This window comes from Marivivens marinus (assembly GCF_035969385.1).
In the GTDB taxonomy this organism is placed as follows: Bacteria; Pseudomonadota; Alphaproteobacteria; order Rhodobacterales; family Rhodobacteraceae; genus SELP01.
This window is the reverse complement of sequence record NZ_JAYKKJ010000001.1, coordinates 61,762-86,109: the sequence shown is the minus strand read 5'-3', so window position 1 is coordinate 86,109 and position 24,348 is coordinate 61,762. Positions and strand designations below refer to the sequence as shown.

The window sequence follows — 24,348 nt, the reverse complement described above, 5'->3', positions numbered from 1 at the left end:
ACCACCGGTCACTGGAACAGGGTCAAGGGTTCTGCTTATCTGCCGCCATGATGATGCAGCTTCCCCTGACCCGTGATCTTGTTCTTGTTGGCGGTGGGCACACCCACGCGCTTGTCCTGCGGATGTGGGGGATGAAGCCCTTGGCCGGGGTGCGGCTGACGGTGATCAACCCGGCCCCGACCGCGCCCTATTCGGGAATGTTGCCCGGTTTCGTCGCCGGTCACTATTCCAAGAACGATCTGGATATCGACCTTGTGCAACTCGCGCGGTTCGCAGGGGCACGGGTGATCTTGGGCGAGGTGACCAGGATCGATCCGGACAAGAAGACCATCACGGTGCCGGGCCGCCCGCCGATTGCCTATGACGTGGCCTCGGTCGATGTGGGGATCAACACGCGGATGCCTGACCTGCCCGGGTTCGCGGACAACGGCATTCCCGCCAAACCGCTGGACAGCTTTGCCCGCCGCTGGGCCACGTTTCGGGATGCCCTGGACGCAGGGGATGTCGCGGTGATCGGCGGCGGTGTGGCCGGGGCCGAATTGTCCATGGCAATGGCCTTTGCCCTGTCCGAGCGTGGCAAAAGCGCGAAGATCACACTGATCGACAGCGGCCCGGTGATGAAGGGGTTCAACAGGACCGCGCGAGGCCATCTGTTGCGGGCGCTGGCGGACACCGGCGTCGAGGTCATCGAGAACGCCCAAGTTGCACGTGTCACCGAGGCAGAGGTCATCCTTGGGGACGGACGACGCATCCCCTCTGCCTTCACGACCGGGGCAGCGGGGGCGCGGCCCCATAACTGGGTCTCAGAAATCGGACTGGCGCACGAGGGCGGCTATTTGACCATCGACGACACGCTGCGGACCAGCGACCCGGCAATTTTCGCGGCGGGCGATTGCGCCCATATGGGGTTTGCCCCCCGCCCCAAGGCCGGGGTCTTCGCGGTGCGGCAGGCCCCGGTCCTGTTCGACAACCTGCGTGCGGCCCTGTCGGGCGGCGAGATGGAGCATTTCGCGCCGCAGAAGGACTATCTGAAGCTGATCTCGCTTGGCGGCAAAAGGGCGCTGGCCGAAAAACTGGGCACTGCGGCGAAGGGGGGGCTTTTGTGGCGCTGGAAGGACCGGATCGACCGGACCTTCATGTCCCAATTCAAGGACTTGCCGGACATGCCCGGCCCGGACCTGCCGCTAACCATGGCAGAAGGGGTACGCGAGGCACTGGGCGACAAACCGATGTGCGGCGGATGCGGCGCCAAGGTGGGTCGGGGGGCCCTGCGCGATGTGTTGGCAGAGTTGCCAACCACCCCGCGCGATGATGTCGAAAGCCTGCCGGGCGACGATGCGGCTGTCCTGATTACCGGTGGGTTGCGCCAGATCATGACCACCGATCACCTGCGCGCTTTTACCCACGACCCGGTCCTCATGGCCCGGATTGCGGCAATTCACGCGCTTGGCGACTGCTGGGCGATGGGGGCCGATCCGCAGGCCGTCACAGCCTCGATCATCCTGCCGCGCATGTCCGCGGCCCTGCAGCGCCGGACCATGGCCGAAATCATGGCCGCCGCGCAGGATGTGATCGACGCCGCCGGGGCGGTGATCGTGGGCGGGCATTCTTCGCTGGGGGACGAGCTGACCATCGGATTTACCGTCACCGGGATATGCCCTGGGGTGCCAATCACCCTTGCGGGCGCAAAGCCCGGGGATGCGCTGATCCTGACCAAACCGATCGGGTCGGGCACGATCATGGCCGCCGAAATGCAGCGCAAGGCGCGGGGTCAGGACGTGGCGGCGGCCTTTGCCCTGATGGAACGTCCGCAGGCGGTTGCGTCGCGCGTGCTGCGGGACGTGGCCCATGCCATGACCGATGTGACGGGCTTTGGGCTGGCGGGCCATCTGGCCGGGATATGCGAGGCATCGGGAACAGGGGCGGAAATCGACATTGCCGCTGTCCCGTTCATGGATGGTGCCGAGGACTTGGCCGAGGCCGGGGTCAGGTCCACACTTTACGCCGACAACCGCGACGGGGCGGGGCCGGTGTTTGGCGCGAACGGGCCGAAGGGCGACCTGTTGTTCGATCCGCAAACAGCGGGCGGGCTTTTGGCCGCCGTGGACCCAAGCCGGGTTGATGAGACCTTGGGTAAGCTCTGGCTGGCTGGCTACCCGGCGGCGCGTATCGGGCGGATCATCGACCAGCCGGGCCGGATCACAGTGATCTGACAATCTCGGCAACGTTGCGGGCCGCCGCGTCCTGCCCGGCGTCGTCCAGACGGGGCACGTCCACCGTCCCGATCACCACGGGGTCATGGGCCGCGCGGGACTTCGTATAGGACGGGTCGTAGTGATCCACGATCAGGGACCGTGCCAGTTCCGGCATATCCCCCGCCTGCAACAGCGCCTCCCACCGGTCGACAAGATCGTGTCCCCGGTGATGGCGGATCGGCTGAAACCGCGCCTTGAGCCAATCCGTATCCGCCGCCGCGTCGGCGTAGGCCCGGCATAGATATTCAACCCGCGATGGGACGGGGGACCGGACCTCGATCCGGGGAGCGGCACACATCGCCTCCCAGACCGTGGGTGGGATGATCCGGCGGCCGATCTTGCTGCTCTCGGCCTCCATCACCACGGGACGGTCCGGGTCCAGACGCGCAAGCGCACAGGCAATCGCCCCCTCGAACGCCTTCTGGCTGGGCTGGCCACCCTCCAGCGCTCCGATCAGTGACCCCCGGTGGTTGGCCAACCCTTCAAGATCGACGATCTGAATCCCAAGGTTCGGCAGGCGGTTGAGGATGTCGGTCTTCGCGGTGCCGGTCAGCCCATCCAGCAAAATGACACGATGCGGAACCCGTTCCTCATAGACCGCCCGATAAACAAGCCTGCGATAGGTCTGATACCCGCCCTTGATCGTATCGGTCCGCCATCCGATCTGCGCCAGAATGGTCGAGAAGCTGCCAGAGCGTTGCCCGCCGCGCCAGCAATAGACCAGTGGACGCCAGCCGCCATCCTTGTCCTGCATCTGCGTCTCGATCGCCGTTGCCGCATTGCGGGCAACCAGAACCGCCCCGGCCTTCTTCGCCTCGAACGGGCTAACCTGCTTGTAGATCGTGCCGATGTGGGCGCGTTCCGCGTTCGACAGGGCGGGCATGGAGACAGCGCCCGGCACATGGTCCTCGACATATTCAGCAGGCGACCGAACGTCGATCACCGTGTCAAAGCCATGGTTCAGCAAGTCAGACAGAGAGTCGAATTCTTGGGGCATTCCAGTGATCTAACCGCTTGTTGAAGCAGAGTGAAGAGTATTGCGCGGCCCGCGAAACGCGGCGAAAGTTCAAGAATGAAAGAAATCGCCGAATCTCTTGACCTGCCCGAGGGCGGGTTTGACATCACCGGCACCGGCGACTTCCCGTCCGCCTTCGCGGTCACCGATCTTGCGACAGCGGCCTACGGATATCTTGGGGCTTCCCTTGCCGGGCTGATCGGGCAGGATAAGTCCCGTCCGAATGTGACGGTCGATCGACGGCTCGCCTCGCTTTGGTATGCGCAGTCCATCCACCCCTTTGGCTGGGAACTGCCGCCGGTCTGGGACGCCCTTGCAGGGGTCTATGAAACCCGCGACGGATGGGTCCGCCTGCACACGAACCTGCCGCACCACAAGGCGGCCGCGCTGCGCGTCCTGGGCTGCGAACCAGACCTCGATGCGGTGCAGCGCGCGATCAGGTCCTGGGGCGCGGACGAGGTGGAAACCTCCATTGTGGCCGAAGGTGGCGTTGCGGCCATGATGCGGTCAGAGGCGGAATGGGCGGCGCACCCCCAAGGGGCCGCGGTCGCCGCCGAACCGCTGATCCAATGGTCGAACTGGTCTGGCCCGGCGAAATCTTGGGATATGCGGCCCGACCGTCCGCTTTCGGGGTTGAAGGTGCTGGACCTGACAAGGGTTCTTGCGGGGCCGGTTTCGACCCGGACCCTTGCCGGATATGGGGCAGAGGTCCTGCGTATTGATCCTCCGGGTTGGGACGAACCGAACCTCGTGCCCGACATCACCCTTGGCAAGCGCTGCGCCCGGCTCGACCTGCGGCACCTGACCGACCGGGGCCCGTTCGAGGCCTTACTGGCCGAGGCCGACATCCTGATCCATGGCTATCGCCCCGGTGCTCTGGCGGGGCTTGGATATGACGAAGCGACCCGCCGGGACATTAACCCCGGCCTGATCGAGGTCACGCTGGATGCCTATGGCTGGACCGGCCCGTGGGCAGGACGGCGCGGGTTCGACAGCCTTGTCCAGATGAGCTGCGGGATCGCCGACACGGGCAGGGTCTGGGCGGCGTCGACCAAACCCACTCCGCTGCCCGTTCAGGCATTGGACCATGCGACCGGATACCTGATGGCAGCGGCGGCCGTGCGTCTTCTGGACCGTGCCGCCCGGGGGAAGGGGATCGGAACCGCGCGCCTGTCGCTTGCCCGAACGGCGGAGCTTCTCAAACCCTATCGGCAGGATCGGATCGGAACGCTGGACAAACGGCCCGAACAGGCCGACCTGTCACCTGAAACGGAATACACGCCATGGGGGGCGGCCTTCAGGCTGCGCCCTGCCCTGACCATCGAAGGGGCGCCGATGAAATGGGATCGCCCGGCATCGGCGCTTGGGTCGGTCGCGGCAAGTTGGTAGGGGTCAGTGCGCCCCGACCGCAACCGGGTCGATCAGGGTGCGCCCGCCGTCCACAGTAATCACCTGCCCCGTCACAAAGGCGCTGGCGTCCGACGCAAGGTATTGCACGGCATCGCAGACCTCTCCCGGGCCAGCGATGCGGGAAAGGGGCGTGTGGTCGATGATCTCGGACCGGAATCCCTCGTGCGCTTTCAGCGCCCCTTTGAGGCTCGCACTCATCACCGATCCGAAGGCCACGGCATTCACCCGGATCCGTTTGGGGGCCAGCGCCACGGCCATGGAGCGGGTCATCTGGTCCAGCGCCGCCGTTGAAATGGAATAGCCAAGAAGTTCCGGATGGGCCCGGCGCGAGGCAATGGACGACAGGTTGACGATCGACCCGACGCAGCCCTCGTCCTGCCCCTCGGCCTGCTTGATCATCCGCTTTGCCACGGCCTGCGTCAGCCGCAGCGACGTCAGCATGTTCTGTTCCAGAAGCGCCATGACGGAATCGTCGTCCGGGTTCAGCGGGTCGGAGGTTTCGACCTGCCGGGAGGCATTCACAAGGATATCCACCTTTTCGAAGGCATCAACGGTGGCCGACAGCAGGTTCGCGATGGTCAGCTTCTTGCGCAGATCGCCCGCGAAAATCCTGACCTGCCCGTCCTCTGTCACCTCGCCCGAAAGCTCCTTCTCCAGTCGCGCTTCGTCCATGTCGCAGAAGACGACATTCGCGCCCTCTTCTACGAACTGCCGCCCGATGGCGAGCCCGACCCCATTGGCCGCGCCGGTGACGATTGCGGTCTTGCCTGCGATGGAAAAGGACATGGGTAGCCTCCTTCTGACCCGGTGGACCCTAGGCGGTTTCAGCGCAAAGGGCGAGTCGCGTGAAACAGCTTGAAACTGCGGTCGCCGCCGATCTCGTCAACCGTGCGAAACCGTTCCCGCAGGGCGGTCTCATAGGGCAGATGACGGTTGGCCACCATCCAAAGCTGACCGTTGGGGGACAGTGCCGCCGCCGCCGCCGCGATGAACACCCGGCCCAGCGCCGGGTCGCCCGCGCGACCGGTATGAAATGGTGGGTTCATGACAATGCCGCCATAGGGCTCTTTCGGCTTGTGGAGGGTCGCGTCGGCCCACAGGAAACTGGCGCGCGGGTCGGTGACGTTCAGGCGCGCGCAGTCCAGCGACAGCGCCTCGGCCTCGATCAGATCAAGGCTGGTTACCCCGTCGCGTGACAGGACCGCCTGCGAAAGATAGCCCCAGCCCGCGCCGAAATCCGCCATCCGGGCGGGCAGCTTGGCGGGCAGCGCCTCGGCCAGAAGGGCAGATCCCTTGTCCACCGCGCCATCGGAAAACACCCCGGCGGTGGTATGAAACCCGTGATCGCCCAGCGCCGGCGGCGGGGCGGCCCAATCGGCGAACGCATCGGTGCGGTCAAACCAGAACAAGCGGCCATGCCCCTTGGTCACGCTCGGCAGATCGCCCAGCCGCTTGCGGCATTCCTTGAACAGGCTGTCGACCCCGTCGGTCTTTTGCCCATCCACGAGAACGCGCGCGGCACTGCCCGCCGCCTGCGCGACCAGCGCCCGGGCAAGGGATTTCGACCGGGGCACAACCACGATGGCAAGATCGCATTCGGGCATGTCGCGGGTGACAGTGCACCCCCGCGCGGCCCAGGCATCCATATCCGGGCGAAACCCGTGCACGACGGTCAGATCGGCGGGGGTCAGCCCCTCGGCATCCCAATCAGCGGCAGGACGCAGCAGGGCGATCCCGCCTTCGGGCAGGGACAAAAGCCCCTCGTCAAGGGCGGTGGCAAGTCGGGTCTGGGACATCTGTCTTGCGGAAAGGCGCGGGGCCTATTCCTTCTCCATCGTGCATTGCAGGGGATGTTGGTGGCGATGGGCGAAATCCATCACCTGCGCCACCTTGGTTTCGGCAATCTCGTGCGAGAAGACGCCCACGACCGCGACGCCCTTCTTGTGGACGGTCAGCATCAGTTCCACCGCCTGCGCGTGCGACATGCCAAAGAACCGCTCCAGAACATGCACGACGAATTCCATCGGCGTGTAGTCGTCGTTCAGGATCAGCACTTTGTACATCGGCGGGCGCTTGGTCTTCGGGCGCGTTTCCAGCGCAACGCCGACGCCGGTCTGGTCGTCATCGTCCTTGTCGGCCATCATGTAGATCGTTGAAGCCATGGAGCCCTTCGGGTCAGTGGTCATGCCAGTCCGGCTGGTCTTATATAGGCCAGGGACGGGACATGGGAACCCCTCACCGCATGAGAGGTGAACGCCGGCCGACCGAGCGGGTCACCGCCTGCGACGTGGCTCGGCCGAAGGTCTGCAACAGGCGCGGCGCGGCCAAGGCCGTGATCATCGCGATGATGGCAAGGACTACGAAGACCTCGAGGATGGTCACGCCGTTGCAGCCGGAACGGATCTTCCTTTGACTTTCGGCTTTACTATTGAATACCTTCGTATCCATACCCCAGCAGCATCCACCTTTCCCAGAAGACCAGATACGGCGTTTTCGTGAATTCGGCGGTGCCAGATTGCAGATGAGAAAAACTAGAATTGTTTAACATCACTGAAACAGGACTGTCACTGCCTTCGGGTTGGATACTCAGTATTGCGACGGACCTACACTCTTCAAAGAATACGGGGTGAGTCCTGTCTAGAACATCTGGAAAAGTCTCTCTAAAGTTGGTCTCCATCGCCGCCCAAAAGAAATCAAGTGTATCGCCTGACAATGTGGACGCGTAACGCGGAACACACGGACCAAATGACGTCATCGTCGGTAAATCTAACGGCGTTTCTACCGGAGCCTCCTCCAAAATTGTAGATCTTGCTTCAGAATATACTGGCGCTGCAAAGACATTCATCGCTGCAATCAAGAAAAGAACCTTTCTGACGAGACCTAGTCTGCTCATTTCCAGCACTCCATACTGCAAAAATCTCCATGCGCGTAGCCGCCGAAAGCCGTGATCATCGCAATGATGGCAAGGGCGACAAGGAACTCGAGCAGGGTCACGCCGGAGCGGGGATTGCCAAAAGTCACCTCTATCGACTTTCTAGTAATTTCATCAACCTGCTTTCACACACTCATCAAACGCTCTAGGATAAAACTACCAAAATATCGTCTCTCGACAATCGATATCTCGAACTCTTGGCTCATCGGCTCACAGGTCGCTTCCCCGGAGCACGAGTGCAGCTCAAGTTCAATCCGGACAGGATCTTCAGGCATTTCAAATCCTTCGAAATAGAAGCGCTCATCCGGGTATGGATGGGTTTGATGCGCGACATTAGTTGAATTCATAGACGTTTCCCAAGATAGAACCGTTATGACTGCTCCATATTGATCTAAGAACTTGATATCGATCCTTCTGATCTCACTTCGTCCAACACCGTTGTCCAACATCAGCACTTCTAAATTGAATGGTGATCCGATCTCGACTCGATCGAAAAGGAAACGATCAGACAGAACGATTGTCTCGCTGAACCATAGTGAATACCCAATACTACCTCCGCCAAGATAACTTGGCTCAAACGTTCTCTCGTGATATGGGTTGATACACTTTGCCATAAGTAGAAAAAGGGAAAGTGATCCAAGTATGCCAGTCCATTTCATTTTGACTACTCCTAATCTTCTTGCCGACTAGTCCTTACCTCAACCATTCTTTTAACCAACCTCGTCGTTCAGGTTGTCGCTGTTCGTTTGTTGCCTCCAGGCTATTAGCAGGAAGGGGAGGGGGAATTCTGAGAGTTTCTAGCGAAATGCAGTTCCTCGACCAATACCGTAGTTTTCATGACGGCTATTCCGGGATTCAACCATCCCGATATCCCAAAAAATCTACTGATTTCACGGTAGGGCTCCGCTATGCTTTCATTCCCGCCCGGATCCCGCGCATTCAACGGATCGTTCCCCGAGTACGCATACCTGTTCGTCCCGACGCCTGCCTTTGTGACCTCGAACCAGTCGGGTTGCAGGAGTGAGGCGGGCAGGAAAGGCCCCAGTGGGGCGTTTCCTCGCCGAACACCCAGTTCGGGGTCGTAGTAGCGGGCGTTGAGGTATTGGAGGCCTGCGCCTTCGTCGTAGCGTTCCCCGATGAAGCCGTGGGCCTCGTCGGCGGTGACCTGCTCGATCACCTCCCAGGAGATCTCGCCGAAGGGCCGGTAACGCCGCCGGGTCGCCCGCTGGCCCGCCGCGTTGGAGATCGCCTGCACCGAGGCCAGCTGATCGCGGGGGATGATGCGGGGATCAGCATCTTGAATGTCTGCTTCCGCCTCCCCCAAGATGTAGATGGACCCCTCTACGAACAGACAAAAACCCATTGAAAATAGACGGTTTTCTCATCGCTGTCTTTCTGCTAGGCTAGCCGCAAATCAAAAGGCACCGCCAAAGAAGCGGGCCCTGAGGCAGAAGAAGAGGCAGCGACGTGGCAAGTCGTTTGGGACAGGCAGCCCGGGCAGGGCTATTCCTTATCGTATGGGTATTCCTTGCGGTCATTACCCCGTTTTCCGTGGCGGCGGCGCCCTATGCCGCGCTGGTCATGGATGCGCGGACCGGAGAGGTTCTGCATTCCCGAAATGCCGACACCCGCCTGCATCCCGCGTCTTTGACCAAGATGATGACCCTGTACATCGCCTTTCAGGCCGTGGAGCGGGGCGAGATCAGCCTTGATACCCTTGTAACCGTGACCGCCGCCGCCGCCGCCGAACCACCGTCAAAGCTGGGCCTGCGGGCGGGACAGCAGATCCGCCTGCGTTACCTGATCCGCGCGGCGGCCGTGAAATCCGCCAATGACGCGGCCACGGCCATCGGGATTGCCATCGAAGGGTCCGAGGCCGCCTTTGCCCGCCGGATGAACCGCACCGCCGAGGCGATGGGCATGACCCGTACGACCTTCCGCAATGCCAACGGGCTGACCGAAAATGGCCACCTGTCCACCGCCCGCGACATGACGATCCTTGGGCGGCATGTGATCTATGACTACCCGCAGTATTACAACATCTTCTCGCGCCGGTCGGCGGATGCGGGAATGGCCACGGTGAACAACACCAACCGCCGGTTTCTTGACGCCTATGAAGGGGCGGATGGGATCAAGACCGGCTATACCAATGCCGCAGGGTTCAACCTTGTCGCCTCGGCCGAACGCCGGAACGTGCGGATCATCGCGACCATGTTCGGCGGGTCGTCCACTGCCGCCCGGAACGCGCGGGTAGCCGAACTTCTGGACATGGGATTTGCCCGCGCCCCGGCGAACGCGCGGTTCCGCGCCCCGACGATGGGGCCGATGGGCAACCCTTCGGCCGAAATCGTGGTCGGGTCGAATGACGGCGAACAGGGGGTCGCGGGCAAGACGATCCGCGTAACCGGTCAGGTCACCGCATCGCTGCGCCCTGTTGCCCGGCCAACGCCCGAGCCCGCCGCGCCGCCGCCGGAGCTTCTGGTGGCCGAGGCGGATGTGATCGCCGAAGCGCTGGCCGAGGTGGTGCAGACCGCCGCCGTCGCGCCACCGCCGTCCGACCTTGCCCCGACCGAAGTGGGTGTGACCCCCCGCGCCCGGCCGGAGGTTGTCATGGCCGCCAGCCAGGTCGCCGCGCCAGAGGCTCCGCCCCAGCCCGAGGTCGTAACCCGCGTGTCCACATCTGGCGGGCGCCACTGGGGGATCAACGTTGGCCGCTACAGTTCCCGCTACGAGGCGGAACGGATCTTGCTGCGGGTCGCCTTGAACGAGATGGCGACGCTGGACGGGTCGCTGCGCCGTGTGGTTCAGCGGTCGGGCGGGTTCGACGCCAATTTCATGGGGCTGACCCGGGAAACTGCCGATCTGGCCTGTCGCAGGCTTCAGGCGCGCGGCATGACCTGTTTCATGATTGGAACGGACTAAGGTTCAGGCGACGCGGCCCTCGAAGGCCGCGGCCATCAGCGCCTTGGTGTAATCCGACTGCGGGTCGTCGAAGACTTGCTGGACCGGACCGGCTTCCACCACATCGCCCGCCCGCATCACCATGACCTTGTGCGACAGGGCCCGGACCACCTTGAGGTCGTGGCTGATGAACAGATAGGCGAGCCGGTGCTTGCGCTGCAACTCGCGCAGCAGTTCCACGATCTGCACCTGCACGGTCATGTCCAGCGCACTGGTCGGTTCGTCCAGAACCAGAAGGCGGGGCCGCAGGATCATCGCGCGCGCAATGGCGATCCGCTGCCGCTGCCCGCCAGAAAACTCGTGCGGGTAGCGGTCGCGCAATTCGGGATCAAGCCCGACTTCGCGCATTACCTCGACCACAAGATCGTCGTGGCTGCGGGTGCTGTCGACCCCGTGGATGCCCAGCCCCTCGGCGATGATTTCGGACACGGTCATGCGCGGCGACAGGCTTCCGAACGGATCCTGGAACACAATCTGCATATCCCGGCGCAGGAGGCGCATCTGTTTCTGGTTCCGCCCCTCCAGCGACTGGCCAAGAAAGGCGATCCGCCCCTCGGACCGGATCAGCCGCATGATCGCCAGCGCCAAAGTCGTCTTGCCCGACCCGCTTTCGCCCACGATCCCCACGGTTTCGCCGGCCCGAACCGACAGGCTGGCCGCGTTCACCGCCTTGATATAGCCCGCCGTGCGTTTCAGCAGGCCCCGGTGGATCGGGAACCAGATCTTCAGGTCTTCGGTTTCGGCCACGACCTCGGCCCCGTCGGGCACCGGGGCGGGTTCACCCGCGCTTTCAGCGGCCAGCAGCATGCGGGTGTAGGGGTGCTGCGGGTTCGCGAAAATCTCGGCCGTTGGTCCCTGTTCGACAATCTGCCCGTCCTTCATCACGCAGACGCGGTCGGCGATCTTGCGGACGATGGTCAGGTCGTGGGTGATGAACAAAAGACTCATCCCCGCCTTGGCCTTCAGGTCCGCCAGAAGTTCAAGGATCTGCGCTTGAATGGTGACGTCCAGCGCCGTGGTCGGTTCGTCCGCGATCAGCAGCTCGGGCTGGTTGGCCAGCGCCATGGCGATCATCACCCGCTGCCGCTGCCCGCCGGACAACTGGTGTGGGTAGGAGGACAGGCGCTTTTCCGGTTCACGGATACCGACCTGTTCAAGAAGTTCGATAACTTTGACACCAACAGGATCTCTTTGCCGCAATTTGGACCGATCAAGCGCAGTTACGCTGCCCTTACTCTTCCACCTCTTGCCGAGGAACCAACCTAGCGAAGCACAAACAACAAATCCCAGAGCCCAAATGAGGAGGAACCCCCCAAATCGAGTCTCCAGCCCTGACAAAAGTGCAATAGTTGGGATGAAGACAGAAAGCGCTCCAAAAATGTAGGCGCCACGCTCTGGTGACCACGCATTCGGTCTTGCGATCCTCGCCCTAGACCTGCGACCGAGGCTAGTGCCCTGATGCAGCTCGATGCTTTCGCGCAACTGCTTTTCGATGGTGTGCAGCGGATTGAGCGAGGTCATCGGCTCCTGAAAGATGAAACTGATGTCATTGCCCCGGACCCGGCGCAGGTCCGCATCCGACGCGCCGATCATCTGGGTCCCCGCATAGGTCACCGATCCCGACACCTCTGCGCTGTCGCCCAGAAGCTGCACGGTGGACAGGGCAGTGACGGATTTGCCCGACCCGCTTTCGCCCACCAGCGCGACTGTTTCACCCTTGCCCACGGTAAAGGACACGTCGCGCACCGCATCGGTCACCTGCCCGTCCTGCCGGAAGGTCACGTTCAGGTTGGACACGTTCAGAACCGCGCTCATTTGAAAGTCTTTCGCGGGTCAAAGGCATCGCGGACGCCTTCGAAGATGAACACCAGAAGCGACAGCAGGATCGCGAAGGTGAAGAAAGCCGTGAACCCGAGCCAGGGGGCCTGAAGGTTCTGTTTCGCCTGCCGGGTCAGTTCCCCAAGGCTGGGGGAAGAGGACGGCAGCCCATAGCCAAGGAAATCAAGACTGGCGAGCGTGCCGATGGCCCCGGTCACAAGGAAGGGCAGCATTGTCACGGTCGCCACCATTGCGTTGGGCAGGACGTGCCGGAACATGATCGTCCAATTGCCGACCCCAAGCGCCCGCGCTGCCCGCACATATTCGAAATTCCGCGCCCGCAGGAATTCGGCCCGGACCACGCCGGTCAGGGCGGGCCAGCCGAAGATCACCGTCACAAAGACCAGCAGCCAGAAACTTCGTCCAAGGATCGCAAAAAGGATGATGATGACATAGAGGGACGGAACCCCGGTCCAGATCTCGATAAAGCGCTGGAACAACAGGTCGGTCCAGCCCCCGAAAAAGCCCTGCACCGCCCCCGCGATGATCCCCACGATGGACGACAGGGTGACCACGATAAGCGCGAACAAGACCGACAGGCGGAACCCATAGATAACGCGCGCGACCACGTCCCGTTTCGTATCGTCGGTGCCCAGCCAGTTGGTGTCCGACGGCGGCGAGGGCGCGACGCCGGGGATATCGACGATCGTGTCATAGGAATACCGGATCGGCGGCCAGAGCACCCAACCCCGTTCGAACCCTTCGATCTCGACCGCGCCCGCCGCGGCGGCTTCGACCAGCGCCTCGGGGTCGTCGAAACATTCTTCCAGCCCGCCGGTGACGATCAGGCATTCGACCTCTGGATAGCGGTAGGTCGCCTCGGTCGCGAAATCGCCGCCGAAATCCCGCTCTGAATAGAAGCTGAAGATCGGCATCCGCACCTCGCCCCGGTAGCTGACGAGGATCGGTTTGTCATTGGCCAAAAACTCGGCAAAGAGGCTGAGGACGAAAAGCACGGAAAAGATGACCAGCGACCAATAGGCCCGCCGGTTCTTGCGGAAATTGCGCCAGCGGCGCTGGTTGAGGGGGGACAGGCGCATCCGGTCAGCCCTCTCTGCTTTCGAAATCGATCCGGGGATCGATGAAGATATACGTAATGTCGGTGATGATCCCCACGATCAGACCCATCAGCGAAAAGGCAAAGAGCGTTCCAAAGACCACCGGGTAATCGCGGGCAACCGCCGCCTCGAAGCCAAGTCGGCCCAACCCGTCAAGGCTGAACAGGGTTTCAATGATCAGCGACCCGCCGAAGAACACCCCGATGAACAGTGCCGGAAAGCCCGAGATGACGATCAGCATGGCGTTGCGGAACACATGGCCATACAGCACCCGCCGTTCGTTCAGCCCCTTGGCCCGCGCGGTCATGACGTAGTGCTTCTTGATCTCGTCGAGGAAGCTGTTCTTGGTCAGAAGCGTCAGCGTCGCAAAGGCCGAAATGGTCGAGGCCAGCACCGGCAAGGTGATGTGCCAGAGGTAGTCCTTTACCTTGCCCCAGGCACTGAGGTCTTCCCAGTTCGCGCTGGTCAGCCCGCGCAGCGGGAAGGTCTGGCGGCAAGTCGGGTTCCAGTCGTAAAGCCACGGCAGGTATTGCCGGAAGAAGTCCGACACGCCAAAGCCAAAGCGGTAACAGTTCCCCCCGGCGAACAGCACGATCAACAGGATCGCGAAGAGGAATCCGGGGATCGCATAGCCCACGATGATTGCGGCGCTGGTCCATGTGTCAAAGGACGACCCGTCGCGCACCGCCTTCCTGATCCCGAGCGGGATCGACACGAGATAGGCAATCAGCGTGGACCACAGGCCCAAGGTGATCGACACCGGCATCTTTTCCAGAACAAGGTCCACGACGCTGATATTGCGGAAGTAGCTTTCGCCGAAATCGAAGCGGATATAGTTCCACATCATCAACAGGAACCGCTCTAGCGGCGGCTTGTCGAACCCGAATTCCGCCTCCAGTTCCTTGATGAAATCCTCGGGCAGCCCGCGGGCCCCGGCATAGCTTGAATCCGTGTCGGTTTCGGCAATTTCGGCCGAGCTGCCCGAGATGGTTTCAAAGGCATCACCGGACCCTTCCATGCGGGCGATGATCTGTTCGATCGGGCCGCCCGGCACGAATTGGGTCAGGGTGAAGTTGATTATCATGATCCCCAGCAGTGTGGGGATCACGAGCAGCAGTCTGCGCAGGATATAGGCGCCCAAGGCGAACCCGTCCTTTCGTTTTTACTGGAAGGCGCCTTCGGACCGGAGCCGTTCGGCGGCCTCGGCGTCGTACCACCAGAAGGACATCTCGCCCAGTGCGAAGGGGGGGAGATTTTCCGGATGCCGGTACATGTCGTAATAGGCGACGGTGTGCACATCCTTGAACCATTGCGGCACCCAGAACCCTTCGTGCCGCAGCACGCGGTCCAGCGCATGGGTCGCGGTTGTCAGGTCTTCAAGGGTTTGGGAGTCCACCACGGCGGTAATCAGGCGATCTACAGCCGGGCTGCGCAAACGTTGCAGGTTGCGACTGGAATCATCCGCTGTTTCAGATCCGAAATGTTGCCTTAGGCCGACACCGGGTTCAAAAGACATCGAATAGCCGTGACCAATGAAATCATAGTCGCCACTTCGGGTTCGCTCGACATACTGGGCGGTGTCCACTCTCTCAAGTTTTGCATCAATGCCCAGCGCGCGAAGATTTTCGATGTAGGGATTGTTTATGCGGTCGAAGGCGGGGCTATACGCAAGGATGGTCAGGGCCAGCGACACGCCATCTTTGGACCGCATCCCATCGTCGCCAGCAACCCAGCCTGCCGCGTCCAGCAGGTCGGACGCCGCCCGCAGGTTGCCCCGATCCAGCGACCGGGAGCCCGAGGTCGGGGCCATGACCGCCTCTGCCGTCAGGATCTCGGCGGGCAATAGGCCCTCGTCCACCAAGGGCTTCAGCAGGGCAATTTCTGCATCTGACGGGGTGCCCGTCGCCTCAAGATCGCTGTTTTCCCAGAAGGAATTCACGCGTTCGTACAAGCCGTAGAACAGCGCCTCGTTCGACCATTCGAAATTGAACATCAGACGCACCGCCTCGCGCACTTTCGGATCTTGCCAGACTTCCCGATCCAAATTGAAGACCCAAGCCTGAGCCCGACCGATACTGCCATTTGGCAGCTCAACCTTTTGCACCCAGCCATTTTCCAGCGCCTGAAAGTCATAGCCCGTCGCCCATTGTAGCGAGGAGTTTTCATTGCGGAAGGTATATTCGCCCACCTTGAAGGCTTCGAAGGCGGCAGAGCCGTCGGCAAAATACTCAACCCGGATCGTGTCGAAATTGTTCTGTCCGACGTTCATCGGATGATCCGCGCCCCAGAAATTGGGGTTGCGGCCATAAACCAGCTGCCGCCCAATATCCATGCCTTGCAACATATAGGCCCCAGTGCCGAGGAAAGGCGCATCGGCCGCCTCGTCCAGCCGGATGCCCTGCTCCTCGAACCAGGATTTGGAGAACACCGACGTGCCCCCGGCAAAACTGATCACATCGCGGCGCGGCGCTTCTTCGGTAAAGGTGAATTTGATCTGGTAGTCGCCCAGAACCTCAACCTCGGACACGAAACCGGACACGACATTCCGGTATTCCGCGATGCCCTGCTCCATGAACAGGTTGAAGGTGAACTCCACATCCGCCGCCGTCATCGGGCGGCCATCCGAGAATGTCACATCCTGACGCAGGTTGAAGATCACCCAGTCGCGGCTTTCGGGGTATTCGATGGTTTCGCACAGGTAGCAGTAGACGCCATAGGGGTCGTCCGCCGTGCCGACCATGATCGATTCCTGCGCAATCGTGGCCATGGATGCAGGCACGCCTTCGCGGGCGAAGTTGTTGAAGCTGTCGAACGTGCCCTGCGCCCAGATGCTGATCTCGCCGCCCTTCGGCGCGTCCGGATTGACATAGTCGAGATGGGCGAAATCGGCGGGGTATTTCAGGTCGCCAAAGTTGGTGTAGCCGTGGCTGACCGTGACCTCCTCGTGCCCGGCGGCAAAGGCCTGACCGGCGATCAGCGCCAGACCAAGCAGCGCCCCCGCGCCGAACAGCCACGGCCGGGCGTCCACCCGGAGGGCCTTTGCCTGCGCCTTGGTTCTGGGGCGGTGCGGTTCGGGACGGTTCATTGCGCTCTCCTGATGGGATCTTTGGGTATTGTTGGCTACCAAGATAAAGCTAACGGGGGCGGTGTCACGCATTCAAGTTGAGAATGCGTGATCAAGCGGTGAATGGACCGTGACGGTGGGTGCCCGCGCAAAGAAAAAGGGGCCGCACCGGCGGTGCAGCCCCAAATCAATTCCATAGAACCGCTGATCAGCCGCCGATGGTCGACAGGTAGGCGATCAGGTTGGCGCGGTCTTCGATCTTGGGCAGACCGCGGAAGTTCATCTTGGTGCCCGGCGCAGCGCCCTTGGGGTCGGCCAGGAAAGCGTTCAGGTTTTCCGGGGTCCAGGTCTCGCCGACCTCAAGAAGGGCGCCGGAATAAGCGAAACCGTCGATCGCGTCGATCGGACGGCCGACAACGCCGTAAAGCGACGGGCCGGTGCCGTGCTGGCCCTCTTCCAGAGCATGACAGGAGCGGCAGTTGCGCCACAGGCCTTCGCCCGCAGCCGCATCGGCCGAGGCAAACACTTCGGCAAAGTCCGGGCCTTCTTCGACAGCGACTTCTTCGCCGCCGTGGTCAGCGCCTTCAACCTCGATCACATAGGCCTGAGCGTGTTCATCACCGTGGGCACCGCCACCATGATACAGGGATTCAGCAGCCCAGTTGCCGAAGAGGAAGACCAGAAGCGCGCCGCAAACGCCGGCCACCGCCTTGGTGAGGGTCATTGTGTCGAACATGTCGCGTTCCATCTCGTTCGCAGTTTCGCGGCTATGTATCCGGTTACGGCGGGGTCTTGCAAGCTATAGTACCGCGACTTATTGCCCTTTTTTCAGAACAACGTTTGGATGACCGTCATGACTGGCAAGATCGCATTTCAGGGGGAACTGGGCGCTTATGGCCATCAGGCCTGTATCGAAACGCGCCCCGGGCACGAACCCCTGCCCTGCCCGACCTTCGACGCCGCCATTGAAGCGGTGCGCAAGGGCGATGCCGAACTGGGCATGATCGCGGTCGAGAATTCGACTTATGGCCGGGTTGCCGACGTGCACCACCTGTTGCCCGAAAGCGGGCTGCATATCGTCGACGAAGCCTTTGTTCGGGTCCATATCAACCTTCTTGGCCTGCACGACGCGCGAGTCGACGATATTGAAACCGCTTTGGGTCACGTCGTGATCCTTCCGCAATGCGCGGGGTTTCTGCGCGAACACGGAATCAACCCGGTGGCAAGTTCGGACAACGCACGGGCCGCGCGCGATGTTGCCGAAGGCGGGGACAAGACCAAGGCCGCACTCGCGTCAGAGCTTGCTGCCGATATTTATGGCCTGAAGATTCTGGCCCGCCACATTGAAGACCATGATCGCAACACCACCCGGTTCCTGATTATGGCGCGCGACCCCGACTTCACCCGGCGCGGCAAGGCGGGGATGATGACAAGCTTTATCTTCCGGGTCCGCAACATTCCTGCCGCGCTGTACAAGGCCATGGGCGGCTTCGCGACCAACGGCGTCAACATGACGAAACTGGAAAGCTACATGGTCGGCGGCAACTTCAACGCCACCCAATTCTATGCCGAAATCGAAGGCCACCCCGACGATCGGAATGTTCAGCTTGCTTTGGAAGAGCTGGACTATTTCACCGACCATATCCGGCTGATGGGGGTTTTCCCGGCCTCTGCGCGGCGACACGAAAAACCACAACGCTGATCAGGCTTTGGCGTTGTAGTCTTCCTCGACGTCCTCGGCAAAGTCGGCGACCCGCGTCTTGAATTTGCGCTGCAGGTTCGTCTTGGCCAGTTTCAGCGACTGGATCAGCAACCGCGCGGCCAAGGTCTTTGGGGTCATCTCGACCGAAAGGGTCAGGCGGGTCCGGGCCGGCGACAGCGGCACCAGTTCGATCAGGGTTTGCCCCTGTAGCCCACCGGATTCAAACTTGGCGGCAAAACCATTTGGCGGATCGAAGTCCGCGATGACCGCCTCGGCGTTGCGCGGCTTGCCACGGAAGATGAATTCGACCCGCCACGACGCGCCGCGCCCGACCTTGGCACCATCATCTAGCCGGTGAACTTCAACGCCGCGCCGTAGCGCCGACCGCTCGAAGCTCGCGAAATCGGTGGTTCGCGCAAACACATAGTCGATTGGTGCCTCGATATCTTCCCGCGTGCTGAGTTTCATCCCGCTGCCCCCTCTTTTTGATTGGTTAACCTTTCAGCCAGCCTTGGCCCGCCTGTCAAGTCAACTGATCCGAAAGCCAGTTCCACAGAAGGAAATGCGCGATTGATCCCTTTCGGGCGGGTTTGATCCGGGGGTGCTGTCCGATGAACGCCTGCGCGATCTCCTCGCGCGTCGCCCAAAGCGCATCTTCCAGTTCCGCCGGATCCAGAACGATGTCATTGCTCAGCGCCTCGCCCCGGCATCCAAACATCAAGGATGTAGGAAAGGCCCAAGGCTGACTTGCAAGATAGTCGACGCGTCCCACCGTGATCCCGGCTTCCTCCAGCACCTCGCGCCGCACCGCCGCCTCGATCGGCTCGCCGGGTTCGACAAAGCCGGCAAGGCAGGAATACATCCCGTCGGGCCAACCCGGCGACCGCCCCAGAAGGACAGAATTGCCATGCGTGATCAGCATGATGACGACAGGGTCCGTTCGTGGGAAATGCTGACCACCGCAGGCGGGGCAATTGCGCTGCCACCCCGCCATAGCCATCGCGCTTGGCGCACCGCAGCGGGAACAAAACATGTGCGTCTCGTGCCAACCGAATATCGCCTTGGCCGTTGCCGCAAGTTCGGCGTCCCGCGCATTCAGGCCGGTCATGATCGACCGCAATTCGGCAAACACCACCCCTTCTGGCGCATCGGGATGCACCTGAAGCGATGGGTCAAGAAATCCAGACGGGTCCGGTGCGGTCTCGGAGTCAGGTTCCCACGGGCTAATATCGGCCGCAAAAACAGCACCCCCACCGTCAAGGCCCAGAAAGATCATCGGACCGCCGGCCGCCCGGCAAAGCGCGTGGCGCAGATCCACGCGGACCAGCCCACCACCGTCGGGGCCCACCACCAACGGCTTTCCGCGCCACAGGATGATCGCACGGCTTTCAGCATTGTCACACAGGGCGTCTAGCCGGGCCGGGTCGCCCCGCAATTGGGCCGCCCGATCAAGGCCAGAGCCGCCAAAGGTCACTGTTTCCGCATGTCTCATGGCCGACCTCTGGCACGATACCTGCAAAAAGACAAACCCGGAAACCCGGTCGGGGCTTCCCTTGGTCGCCTTCAGGTTGTTAGGCTGCAATCGGGACGGTATTGCAAAAGGACTAGGCTGTGGAACAGGTCCGCCCTTTGAAAGGACGCGAACCGCGGACGTGTGCACATCTGCGCATTCTGGCGACAACCGACCTGCACGCGCATCTGTTGCCCTATGACTACTTCGCGGATCAGCCGGTTGCCCACTTCGGGCTGGCATTAACTGCCAGCCTTGTCCGGCAGATGCGGCAGGAAAGTCCCAATTGCCTGCTGTTTGACAACGGCGACTTCCTTCAGGGCACACCGCTTTCAGACCTGATCATCGAAACCCGGTCGAACGATCCCGATTGCATCCATCCGGCCATCGCGGCGATGAACCGGCTTGGCTACGATGCCGCCTGTGTCGGAAACCACGAATTCAACTACGGTCTGGATATTCTGGATTGTGTCGCGGGGTCCGCACGGTTTCCGATGTTATCGGCCAACGTGTCGCGAACACTTGGTGGGTCCCCGCTTGACGATGACACACTTCTGCCTGCCACGGTGATACTGGACCGGATGGTCGTCGCGTCAGACGGCTCTTGGCTGCCGCTTCGGATCGGGGTCATTGGCCTGACGCCACCGCAGGTGATTGACTGGGACCGGCACCAGCTTGCCGACAGCCTGAAGACCCGGGACATGATCGAAACGGCAAAGGCGCATGTCCCTGACCTGCGTCGGCGCGGTGCCGAAATCGTTGTGGTCCTGTGCCATTCCGGGATCGGGGGCCAGCGGCACAAGCCGGGGATGGAAAACGCGATCGTCCCGCTTGCCGCTGTTCCTGGAATAGATGCGATCATCGGCGGGCATACCCACCTTGTCTTTCCCGGTCCCGACGTATCGGCAGACGGCCCGGTCGATCCGGTGCGTGGAACCATTCATGGAACACCGGTGGTCATTCCCGGCTCGCTGGGATCGCACCTGGGAGTGATCGACCTGACGCTTGATCGCACGCGGGACGGATGGTCCGCGCAAAAGGGCACATCAACCGCAGCCTGGCCGATTGCACGGCGGCGACCGGACAACAGCTATGAACCGCTTGTCCCGATCGATCCGGAGATCATTGCCTCTGTAACCGAAGCGCATGAAATCACGCTTGCGCATATCCGCCGCCCGATTGGCGAAACCGCGGTTCCGCTGCACAGCTATTTTTCCCGCGTTGCCCCCGACCGCCCACTGGCCCTGATCGCGGATTCGCAACGCAATGCGATTGGCGAACTGCTTCAAGACACACCCTATGCAAGCCTGCCGTTGATCGTAGCGGCCCCTCCGTTTCGGGCCGGCGGGCGATCAGGTGTGACCAACTATGTCGATATTTCACCAGGGCCCCTGACCCTACGAAACGCCGCCGAACTCTACCCCTATCCCAACACGATCTGCGCGATCGAGATTTCGGGCTCCGCGCTGGTCGACTGGATGGTCCAGACAACAGATTGCTTCATGCAGGTTGGGCCGGGTCAGGTCGATACCTGCCTCATCAACGAGGATATGCCCAGCTACGCCTTCGATACCTTTGACGGGGTCGACTACACCATCGACCTTGCCGCCCCTCTTGGGTCCGATGGCCGGATCCGCGACGTTCGCGTCAACGGAAAACCACTTGCCCCGCATGACCGCCTTGTTGTCGCCGCGTCAAGCTATCGGGTCGGGGGCGGTGGCGATTTTGCGATGCTTGCGCTTGCAAGAACCATTGTCGAGACCCGCACAGCCGCCAGAGATATCCTGATCGAACACATCCGGCGGTCCGGGCCAATCAACCCCGCGGCGCGGGCGGGGTGGCGGCTGGCGAATGTGGCCGAAAGTTCCGGACTGTTCCTGTCCAGCCCGAACGCCGCAGGATTCGCGGCGGAAGCAACCCGCGGGCGGGCCACACATGTGGGTCCGGGGCCCGAGGGATTCGACTGGTTCCGATTGATGCTTTAACGATTTGCCGCAATAACGCGAGGAACCTGAACCTGTCCGGGGGGCTCGACCGTGTTTCGCCTTATCGTATTCCTTGTCCTTGTGACTATTTCCGCTGCCGCACTGACACGTCCGGGACCGGATGCCGTCGAAACCGCGATCGGGACCATGATCCGCGACGAAATCGAGGCAGGCAGCCTTGACGACATCAATGACCCGGTTGCCGCGCTGTTGTTTCAGGCGTGCAAGGCGGATGCGGCGGCCTGTGCCGATCTGGCCCGGTTGGGTATTTCGGTCGACTATCTTGACCACAAACTCTTTGCCCAGGTCGATGTCGCCGGCTACGGCAGAAGCGCCAGCTGCTACGCCGCATTCACCCAGTTGTTCTGCCCCTCTGGCCTTCGCCGCTAGCCGGGTTGCGCCACGCGCGGTCCGGCCCTATATGCAAAGTCGAGAGGTTGGCGCGGGCGAGCGCCTCGCCAACCCGGTCAGGTCCGGAAGGAAGCAGCCGCAACGAGCCCCGCTTGGGTCGCTGTCCAGCCTCTCACCTAGAAACGCCAATTGGACGGAGGACGATCATGGAGAATGTGACCTGCCTCCGGGCCGCGCCGTCGAAGTGACCCGCGCCGCCCGATGTGACCATCGCTGTGTCCGCACAGCCAATCCTCACACGTTCAAGGGCTTTCCGAATTGACCCGATTTTCCCTTTCCGACCTTGGATGGTCGACCCATTTCGCCCGTCAGCTTGACGCTGACGAAACCGCAACCCCCGTGCGACTGACTGCGATCAACCGGCGCGATGTCGAGGGGCTTGGCCCCGATGGGCCGGTGACCCTGGTGACTCCGATGGAAACCGGCGCCTATGCCGTTGGTGACTGGGTCTTGTCCGAGGGCGGCCGCGCCACCGCTCTGCTGGACCGGTCCACGCTGATCCAGCGCCGCGCCGCCGGGCACGAGGTCAAGGGCCAGCTGATCGCCGCAAATGTCGATACGCTGGGGATCGTCACCAGCTGCAACGCCGATTTCAACCCGGCGCGGCTGGAACGCTACCTTGCCATGGCGGCCGCCGCGGGCTGCCTGCCGCTGATTATCCTGACCAAGGCCGACGAGGCAGAAGACCCCGCCGACTATGTCCGCCGGTCCGAGGCGCTGTCGCCCCTTGTGACCGCCTTGGCCATCGACGCCCGCGACCCGGAGGAGGTGAAACGCCTTGTGCCATGGTGCAAGGATGGCCAGACGCTGGCCCTTGTCGGATCGTCCGGGGTTGGCAAGACCACGATTCAGAATTGTCTGACCGGGATAGAGGACGCTACCCAGGGCATTCGAGAAGATGATGCCAAGGGGCGGCATACTACGACATCCCGCGCGCTCCGCCCGACCTTGTTCGGCGGGTGGCTGATCGACACGCCCGGGATGCGCGAACTGCGCCTGACCGAGGCCGCCGAAGGGATCGACGCGGTCTTCGCCGATATTGCCGATCTGGCGCTGGAGTGCCGGTTCAGCGACTGCCAGCATGATACCGAACCGGGATGCGCCATCCGCGCGGCAATCGACGCAGGGAGTCTGGATGAGGCGCGATACGAACGCTGGCAGAAACTGGCTCGCGAAGACCAGTACAACACGGAAACCGTCGCCGAATCCCGCGCCCGCTATCGCAAGCTGAACAAGCTCTACAAGACCGGCAAGGCGCGGGGAGAGGCGAAGCGGCGCTAGGCCGCGAAGTCGCTCTTGGTATAGCCCTGAACATACAAAAGGGCCGTCAGGTCGCCGTGATTGATCCGCACATCGCATTGGGCCTGCACGCTGGGTTTGGCGTGCAGGGCAACGCCCGTGCCCGCGCGTGTCAGCATCCCCAGATCATTGGCCCCATCCCCCACGGCAAGCACATCGGCTTCTGACAGTCCGAGACGGGCGGTGATCTCTTCCAAGGCCTGCACCTTGGCCTCGCGCCCAAGGATCGGCATTCCGACCTTGCCCGTCAGCTTGCCGTTTTCGGTCAGCAGCGTGTTGGCGCGGTTTTCGTCGAACCCAAGGTCCGCCGCCACCCTTGCGGTGAAGGATGTGAACCCACCCGACACCAGCGCCGCATAGGCGCCGTCCGCCTTCATCGTCGCCAAGAGCGCCCGCCCGCCCGGCATATGGGTGATCCGGGTTTTCAGAACATGGTCGATGATCGCCTCATCCAACCCGGCCAAAAGACCGACCCGTTCGATCAGCGCCCCTTCGAAGTCCAACTCGCCATTCATGGCCCGGGCCGTGATCTCGGCCACGCGTGGGCCGACACCCGCCTCGGCGGCCAATTCATCGATGCATTCCTGCTGGATCATGGTGCTGTCCATATCCGCCAGAAGCATCTTCTTGCGCCGCCCTTCGGCGGGCAGGATCACAAGGTCCACCCGCTGATCCTGAAGACTGGCCCAGATCTCCTCGGCATTGCCGGGAACTTGCGGAACACCAAATTCCGCAGCTTCGTCCACGGAAAGCCAGCGCGCTTCGCCACCGCCCCAGGCGTTGCGCAGGGCCTCGACCAACGCGGGGTCGAGTGCGGGATTGGCGGGGTTGGTCAGCAGGGTGACGATATGCGAATGGGTCATTGTGT

At 62.2% G+C, this 24,348-nt stretch carries 24 protein-coding genes and 1 other RNA gene; 9 read left to right on the top strand and 16 right to left on the bottom strand.

All coding sequences use genetic code 11. From position 1 onward, the window contains the following. The first annotated feature begins 50 nt into the window (after nt 1-50). Nucleotides 51-2,213, top strand: coding sequence for a selenide, water dikinase SelD (gene selD, locus U3648_RS00430; RefSeq protein ID WP_420857683.1), 2,163 nt, complete (start codon nt 51-53; stop codon nt 2,211-2,213). Here the strand turns inward: selD and mnmH are convergent. Beyond that, nucleotides 2,200-3,252, bottom strand: coding sequence for a tRNA 2-selenouridine(34) synthase MnmH (gene mnmH / locus U3648_RS00425; protein ID WP_420857288.1), 1,053 nt, complete (start codon nt 3,250-3,252; stop codon nt 2,200-2,202). The two genes, selD and mnmH, sit on opposite strands and share 14 nt — an antisense overlap. A 75-nt stretch (nt 3,253-3,327) precedes the next feature. On the opposite strand from mnmH, the gene U3648_RS00420 reads away from it, so the two are divergent. Then, on the top strand, nt 3,328-4,659 hold the full coding sequence (locus tag U3648_RS00420) for a CoA transferase (RefSeq protein WP_420857287.1): 1,332 nt from the start codon (nt 3,328-3,330) through the stop codon (nt 4,657-4,659). Between the two features lie 3 nt (nt 4,660-4,662). Here U3648_RS00420 and U3648_RS00415 read toward each other — a convergent pair whose 3' ends face one another. Genes U3648_RS00415 through clpS form a run of 3 tightly spaced genes read right to left on the bottom strand, consistent with a single transcriptional unit; the run spans nt 4,663 to nt 6,842 of the window. Beyond that, on the bottom strand, nt 4,663-5,466 hold the full coding sequence (locus U3648_RS00415) for an SDR family NAD(P)-dependent oxidoreductase (protein WP_420857286.1): 804 nt from the start codon (nt 5,464-5,466) through the stop codon (nt 4,663-4,665). Nucleotides 5,467-5,504: 38 nt separating this feature from the next. After that, entirely contained in the window at nt 5,505-6,476 is a 972-nt protein-coding gene (locus tag U3648_RS00410; protein WP_420857285.1) for a class I SAM-dependent methyltransferase, read from the bottom strand. 24 nt (nt 6,477-6,500) lie between these two features. Further along, on the bottom strand, nt 6,501-6,842 hold the full coding sequence (clpS, locus tag U3648_RS00405; RefSeq protein WP_129682663.1) for an ATP-dependent Clp protease adapter ClpS: 342 nt from the start codon (nt 6,840-6,842) through the stop codon (nt 6,501-6,503). Between the two features lie 80 nt (nt 6,843-6,922). On the opposite strand from clpS, the gene U3648_RS00400 reads away from it, so the two are divergent. Continuing rightward, nucleotides 6,923-7,093, top strand: coding sequence for a hypothetical protein (locus tag U3648_RS00400; RefSeq protein ID WP_420857284.1), 171 nt, complete (start codon nt 6,923-6,925; stop codon nt 7,091-7,093). A gap of 12 nt (nt 7,094-7,105) precedes the next feature. Here U3648_RS00400 and U3648_RS00395 read toward each other — a convergent pair whose 3' ends face one another. From U3648_RS00395 to U3648_RS00380, 4 genes are all read right to left on the bottom strand, one after another. Next, on the bottom strand, nt 7,106-7,573 hold the full coding sequence (locus tag U3648_RS00395) for a hypothetical protein (protein ID WP_420857283.1): 468 nt from the start codon (nt 7,571-7,573) through the stop codon (nt 7,106-7,108). Next, complete coding sequence (locus tag U3648_RS00390; protein ID WP_420857282.1) at nt 7,570-7,701, bottom strand: type II secretion system protein; 132 nt, start codon at nt 7,699-7,701, stop codon at nt 7,570-7,572. Before U3648_RS00390 ends, U3648_RS00395 begins: the two co-directional genes overlap by 4 nt. A gap of 36 nt (nt 7,702-7,737) precedes the next feature. After that, the gene (locus U3648_RS00385) at nt 7,738-8,271 is read right to left on the bottom strand and encodes a hypothetical protein (protein ID WP_420857281.1); all 534 of its coding nucleotides are present in this window, start codon (nt 8,269-8,271) and stop codon (nt 7,738-7,740) included. A gap of 104 nt (nt 8,272-8,375) precedes the next feature. Beyond that, the gene (locus U3648_RS00380) at nt 8,376-8,975 is read right to left on the bottom strand and encodes an RHS repeat domain-containing protein (protein WP_420857280.1); all 600 of its coding nucleotides are present in this window, start codon (nt 8,973-8,975) and stop codon (nt 8,376-8,378) included. A gap of 104 nt (nt 8,976-9,079) precedes the next feature. Here U3648_RS00380 and U3648_RS00375 point away from each other — a divergent pair, with 104 nt between their 5' ends. Beyond that, complete coding sequence (locus U3648_RS00375) at nt 9,080-10,534, top strand: serine hydrolase (protein ID WP_420857279.1); 1,455 nt, start codon at nt 9,080-9,082, stop codon at nt 10,532-10,534. A 3-nt stretch (nt 10,535-10,537) separates the two neighbouring features. On the opposite strand, the gene U3648_RS00370 is transcribed toward U3648_RS00375, so the two are convergent. The 5 genes from U3648_RS00370 to U3648_RS00350 form a co-directional block, all read right to left on the bottom strand. Next, nucleotides 10,538-12,388: an ABC transporter ATP-binding protein gene (locus U3648_RS00370; RefSeq protein WP_420857278.1), complete on the bottom strand. Its 1,851-nt coding sequence runs from the start codon at nt 12,386-12,388 to the stop codon at nt 10,538-10,540. Further along, nucleotides 12,385-13,491 carry an ABC transporter permease gene (locus U3648_RS00365; RefSeq protein ID WP_420857277.1) on the bottom strand — a complete coding sequence of 369 codons (1,107 nt, stop codon included), beginning with the start codon at nt 13,489-13,491 and terminating at the stop codon, nt 12,385-12,387. Before U3648_RS00365 ends, U3648_RS00370 begins: the two co-directional genes overlap by 4 nt. Nucleotides 13,492-13,495: 4 nt before the next feature. After that, entirely contained in the window at nt 13,496-14,650 is a 1,155-nt protein-coding gene (locus tag U3648_RS00360) for a microcin C ABC transporter permease YejB (RefSeq protein ID WP_420857276.1), read from the bottom strand. A gap of 21 nt (nt 14,651-14,671) precedes the next feature. Then, nucleotides 14,672-16,594: an extracellular solute-binding protein gene (locus tag U3648_RS00355; protein WP_420857275.1), complete on the bottom strand. Its 1,923-nt coding sequence runs from the start codon at nt 16,592-16,594 to the stop codon at nt 14,672-14,674. 187 nt (nt 16,595-16,781) lie between these two features. Beyond that, on the bottom strand, nt 16,782-17,309 hold the full coding sequence (locus U3648_RS00350; RefSeq protein WP_420857274.1) for a c-type cytochrome: 528 nt from the start codon (nt 17,307-17,309) through the stop codon (nt 16,782-16,784). Between the two features lie 117 nt (nt 17,310-17,426). Between U3648_RS00350 and U3648_RS00345 the strand changes: the two genes are divergently transcribed. Next, a complete protein-coding gene (locus U3648_RS00345; protein ID WP_420857273.1) occupies nt 17,427-18,275 on the top strand; it encodes a prephenate dehydratase in 849 nt (282 codons plus the stop codon). On the opposite strand, the gene U3648_RS00340 is transcribed toward U3648_RS00345, so the two are convergent. Then, nucleotides 18,276-18,743, bottom strand: coding sequence for an SRPBCC family protein (locus tag U3648_RS00340; protein WP_420857272.1), 468 nt, complete (start codon nt 18,741-18,743; stop codon nt 18,276-18,278). Between the two features lie 55 nt (nt 18,744-18,798). Beyond that, entirely contained in the window at nt 18,799-19,767 is a 969-nt protein-coding gene (nudC, locus tag U3648_RS00335) for an NAD(+) diphosphatase (RefSeq protein ID WP_420857271.1), read from the bottom strand. A 119-nt stretch (nt 19,768-19,886) separates the two neighbouring features. Here nudC and U3648_RS00330 point away from each other — a divergent pair, with 119 nt between their 5' ends. From U3648_RS00330 to rsgA, 4 genes are all read left to right on the top strand, one after another. Further along, nucleotides 19,887-21,770: a bifunctional 2',3'-cyclic-nucleotide 2'-phosphodiesterase/3'-nucleotidase gene (locus U3648_RS00330; protein ID WP_420857270.1), complete on the top strand. Its 1,884-nt coding sequence runs from the start codon at nt 19,887-19,889 to the stop codon at nt 21,768-21,770. Between the two features lie 51 nt (nt 21,771-21,821). Continuing rightward, the gene (locus U3648_RS00325; RefSeq protein ID WP_420857269.1) at nt 21,822-22,160 is read left to right on the top strand and encodes a hypothetical protein; all 339 of its coding nucleotides are present in this window, start codon (nt 21,822-21,824) and stop codon (nt 22,158-22,160) included. 41 nt (nt 22,161-22,201) lie between these two features. Beyond that, an RNA gene (gene ffs / locus U3648_RS00320) (signal recognition particle sRNA small type) lies at nt 22,202-22,298 on the top strand. A gap of 141 nt (nt 22,299-22,439) precedes the next feature. Continuing rightward, entirely contained in the window at nt 22,440-23,462 is a 1,023-nt protein-coding gene (rsgA, locus tag U3648_RS00315; RefSeq protein WP_420857268.1) for a ribosome small subunit-dependent GTPase A, read from the top strand. Here the strand turns inward: rsgA and serB are convergent. After that, on the bottom strand, nt 23,459-24,343 hold the full coding sequence (gene serB, locus U3648_RS00310) for a phosphoserine phosphatase SerB (protein ID WP_420857267.1): 885 nt from the start codon (nt 24,341-24,343) through the stop codon (nt 23,459-23,461). The two genes, rsgA and serB, sit on opposite strands and share 4 nt — an antisense overlap. Nucleotides 24,344-24,348: the final 5 nt, after the last annotated feature.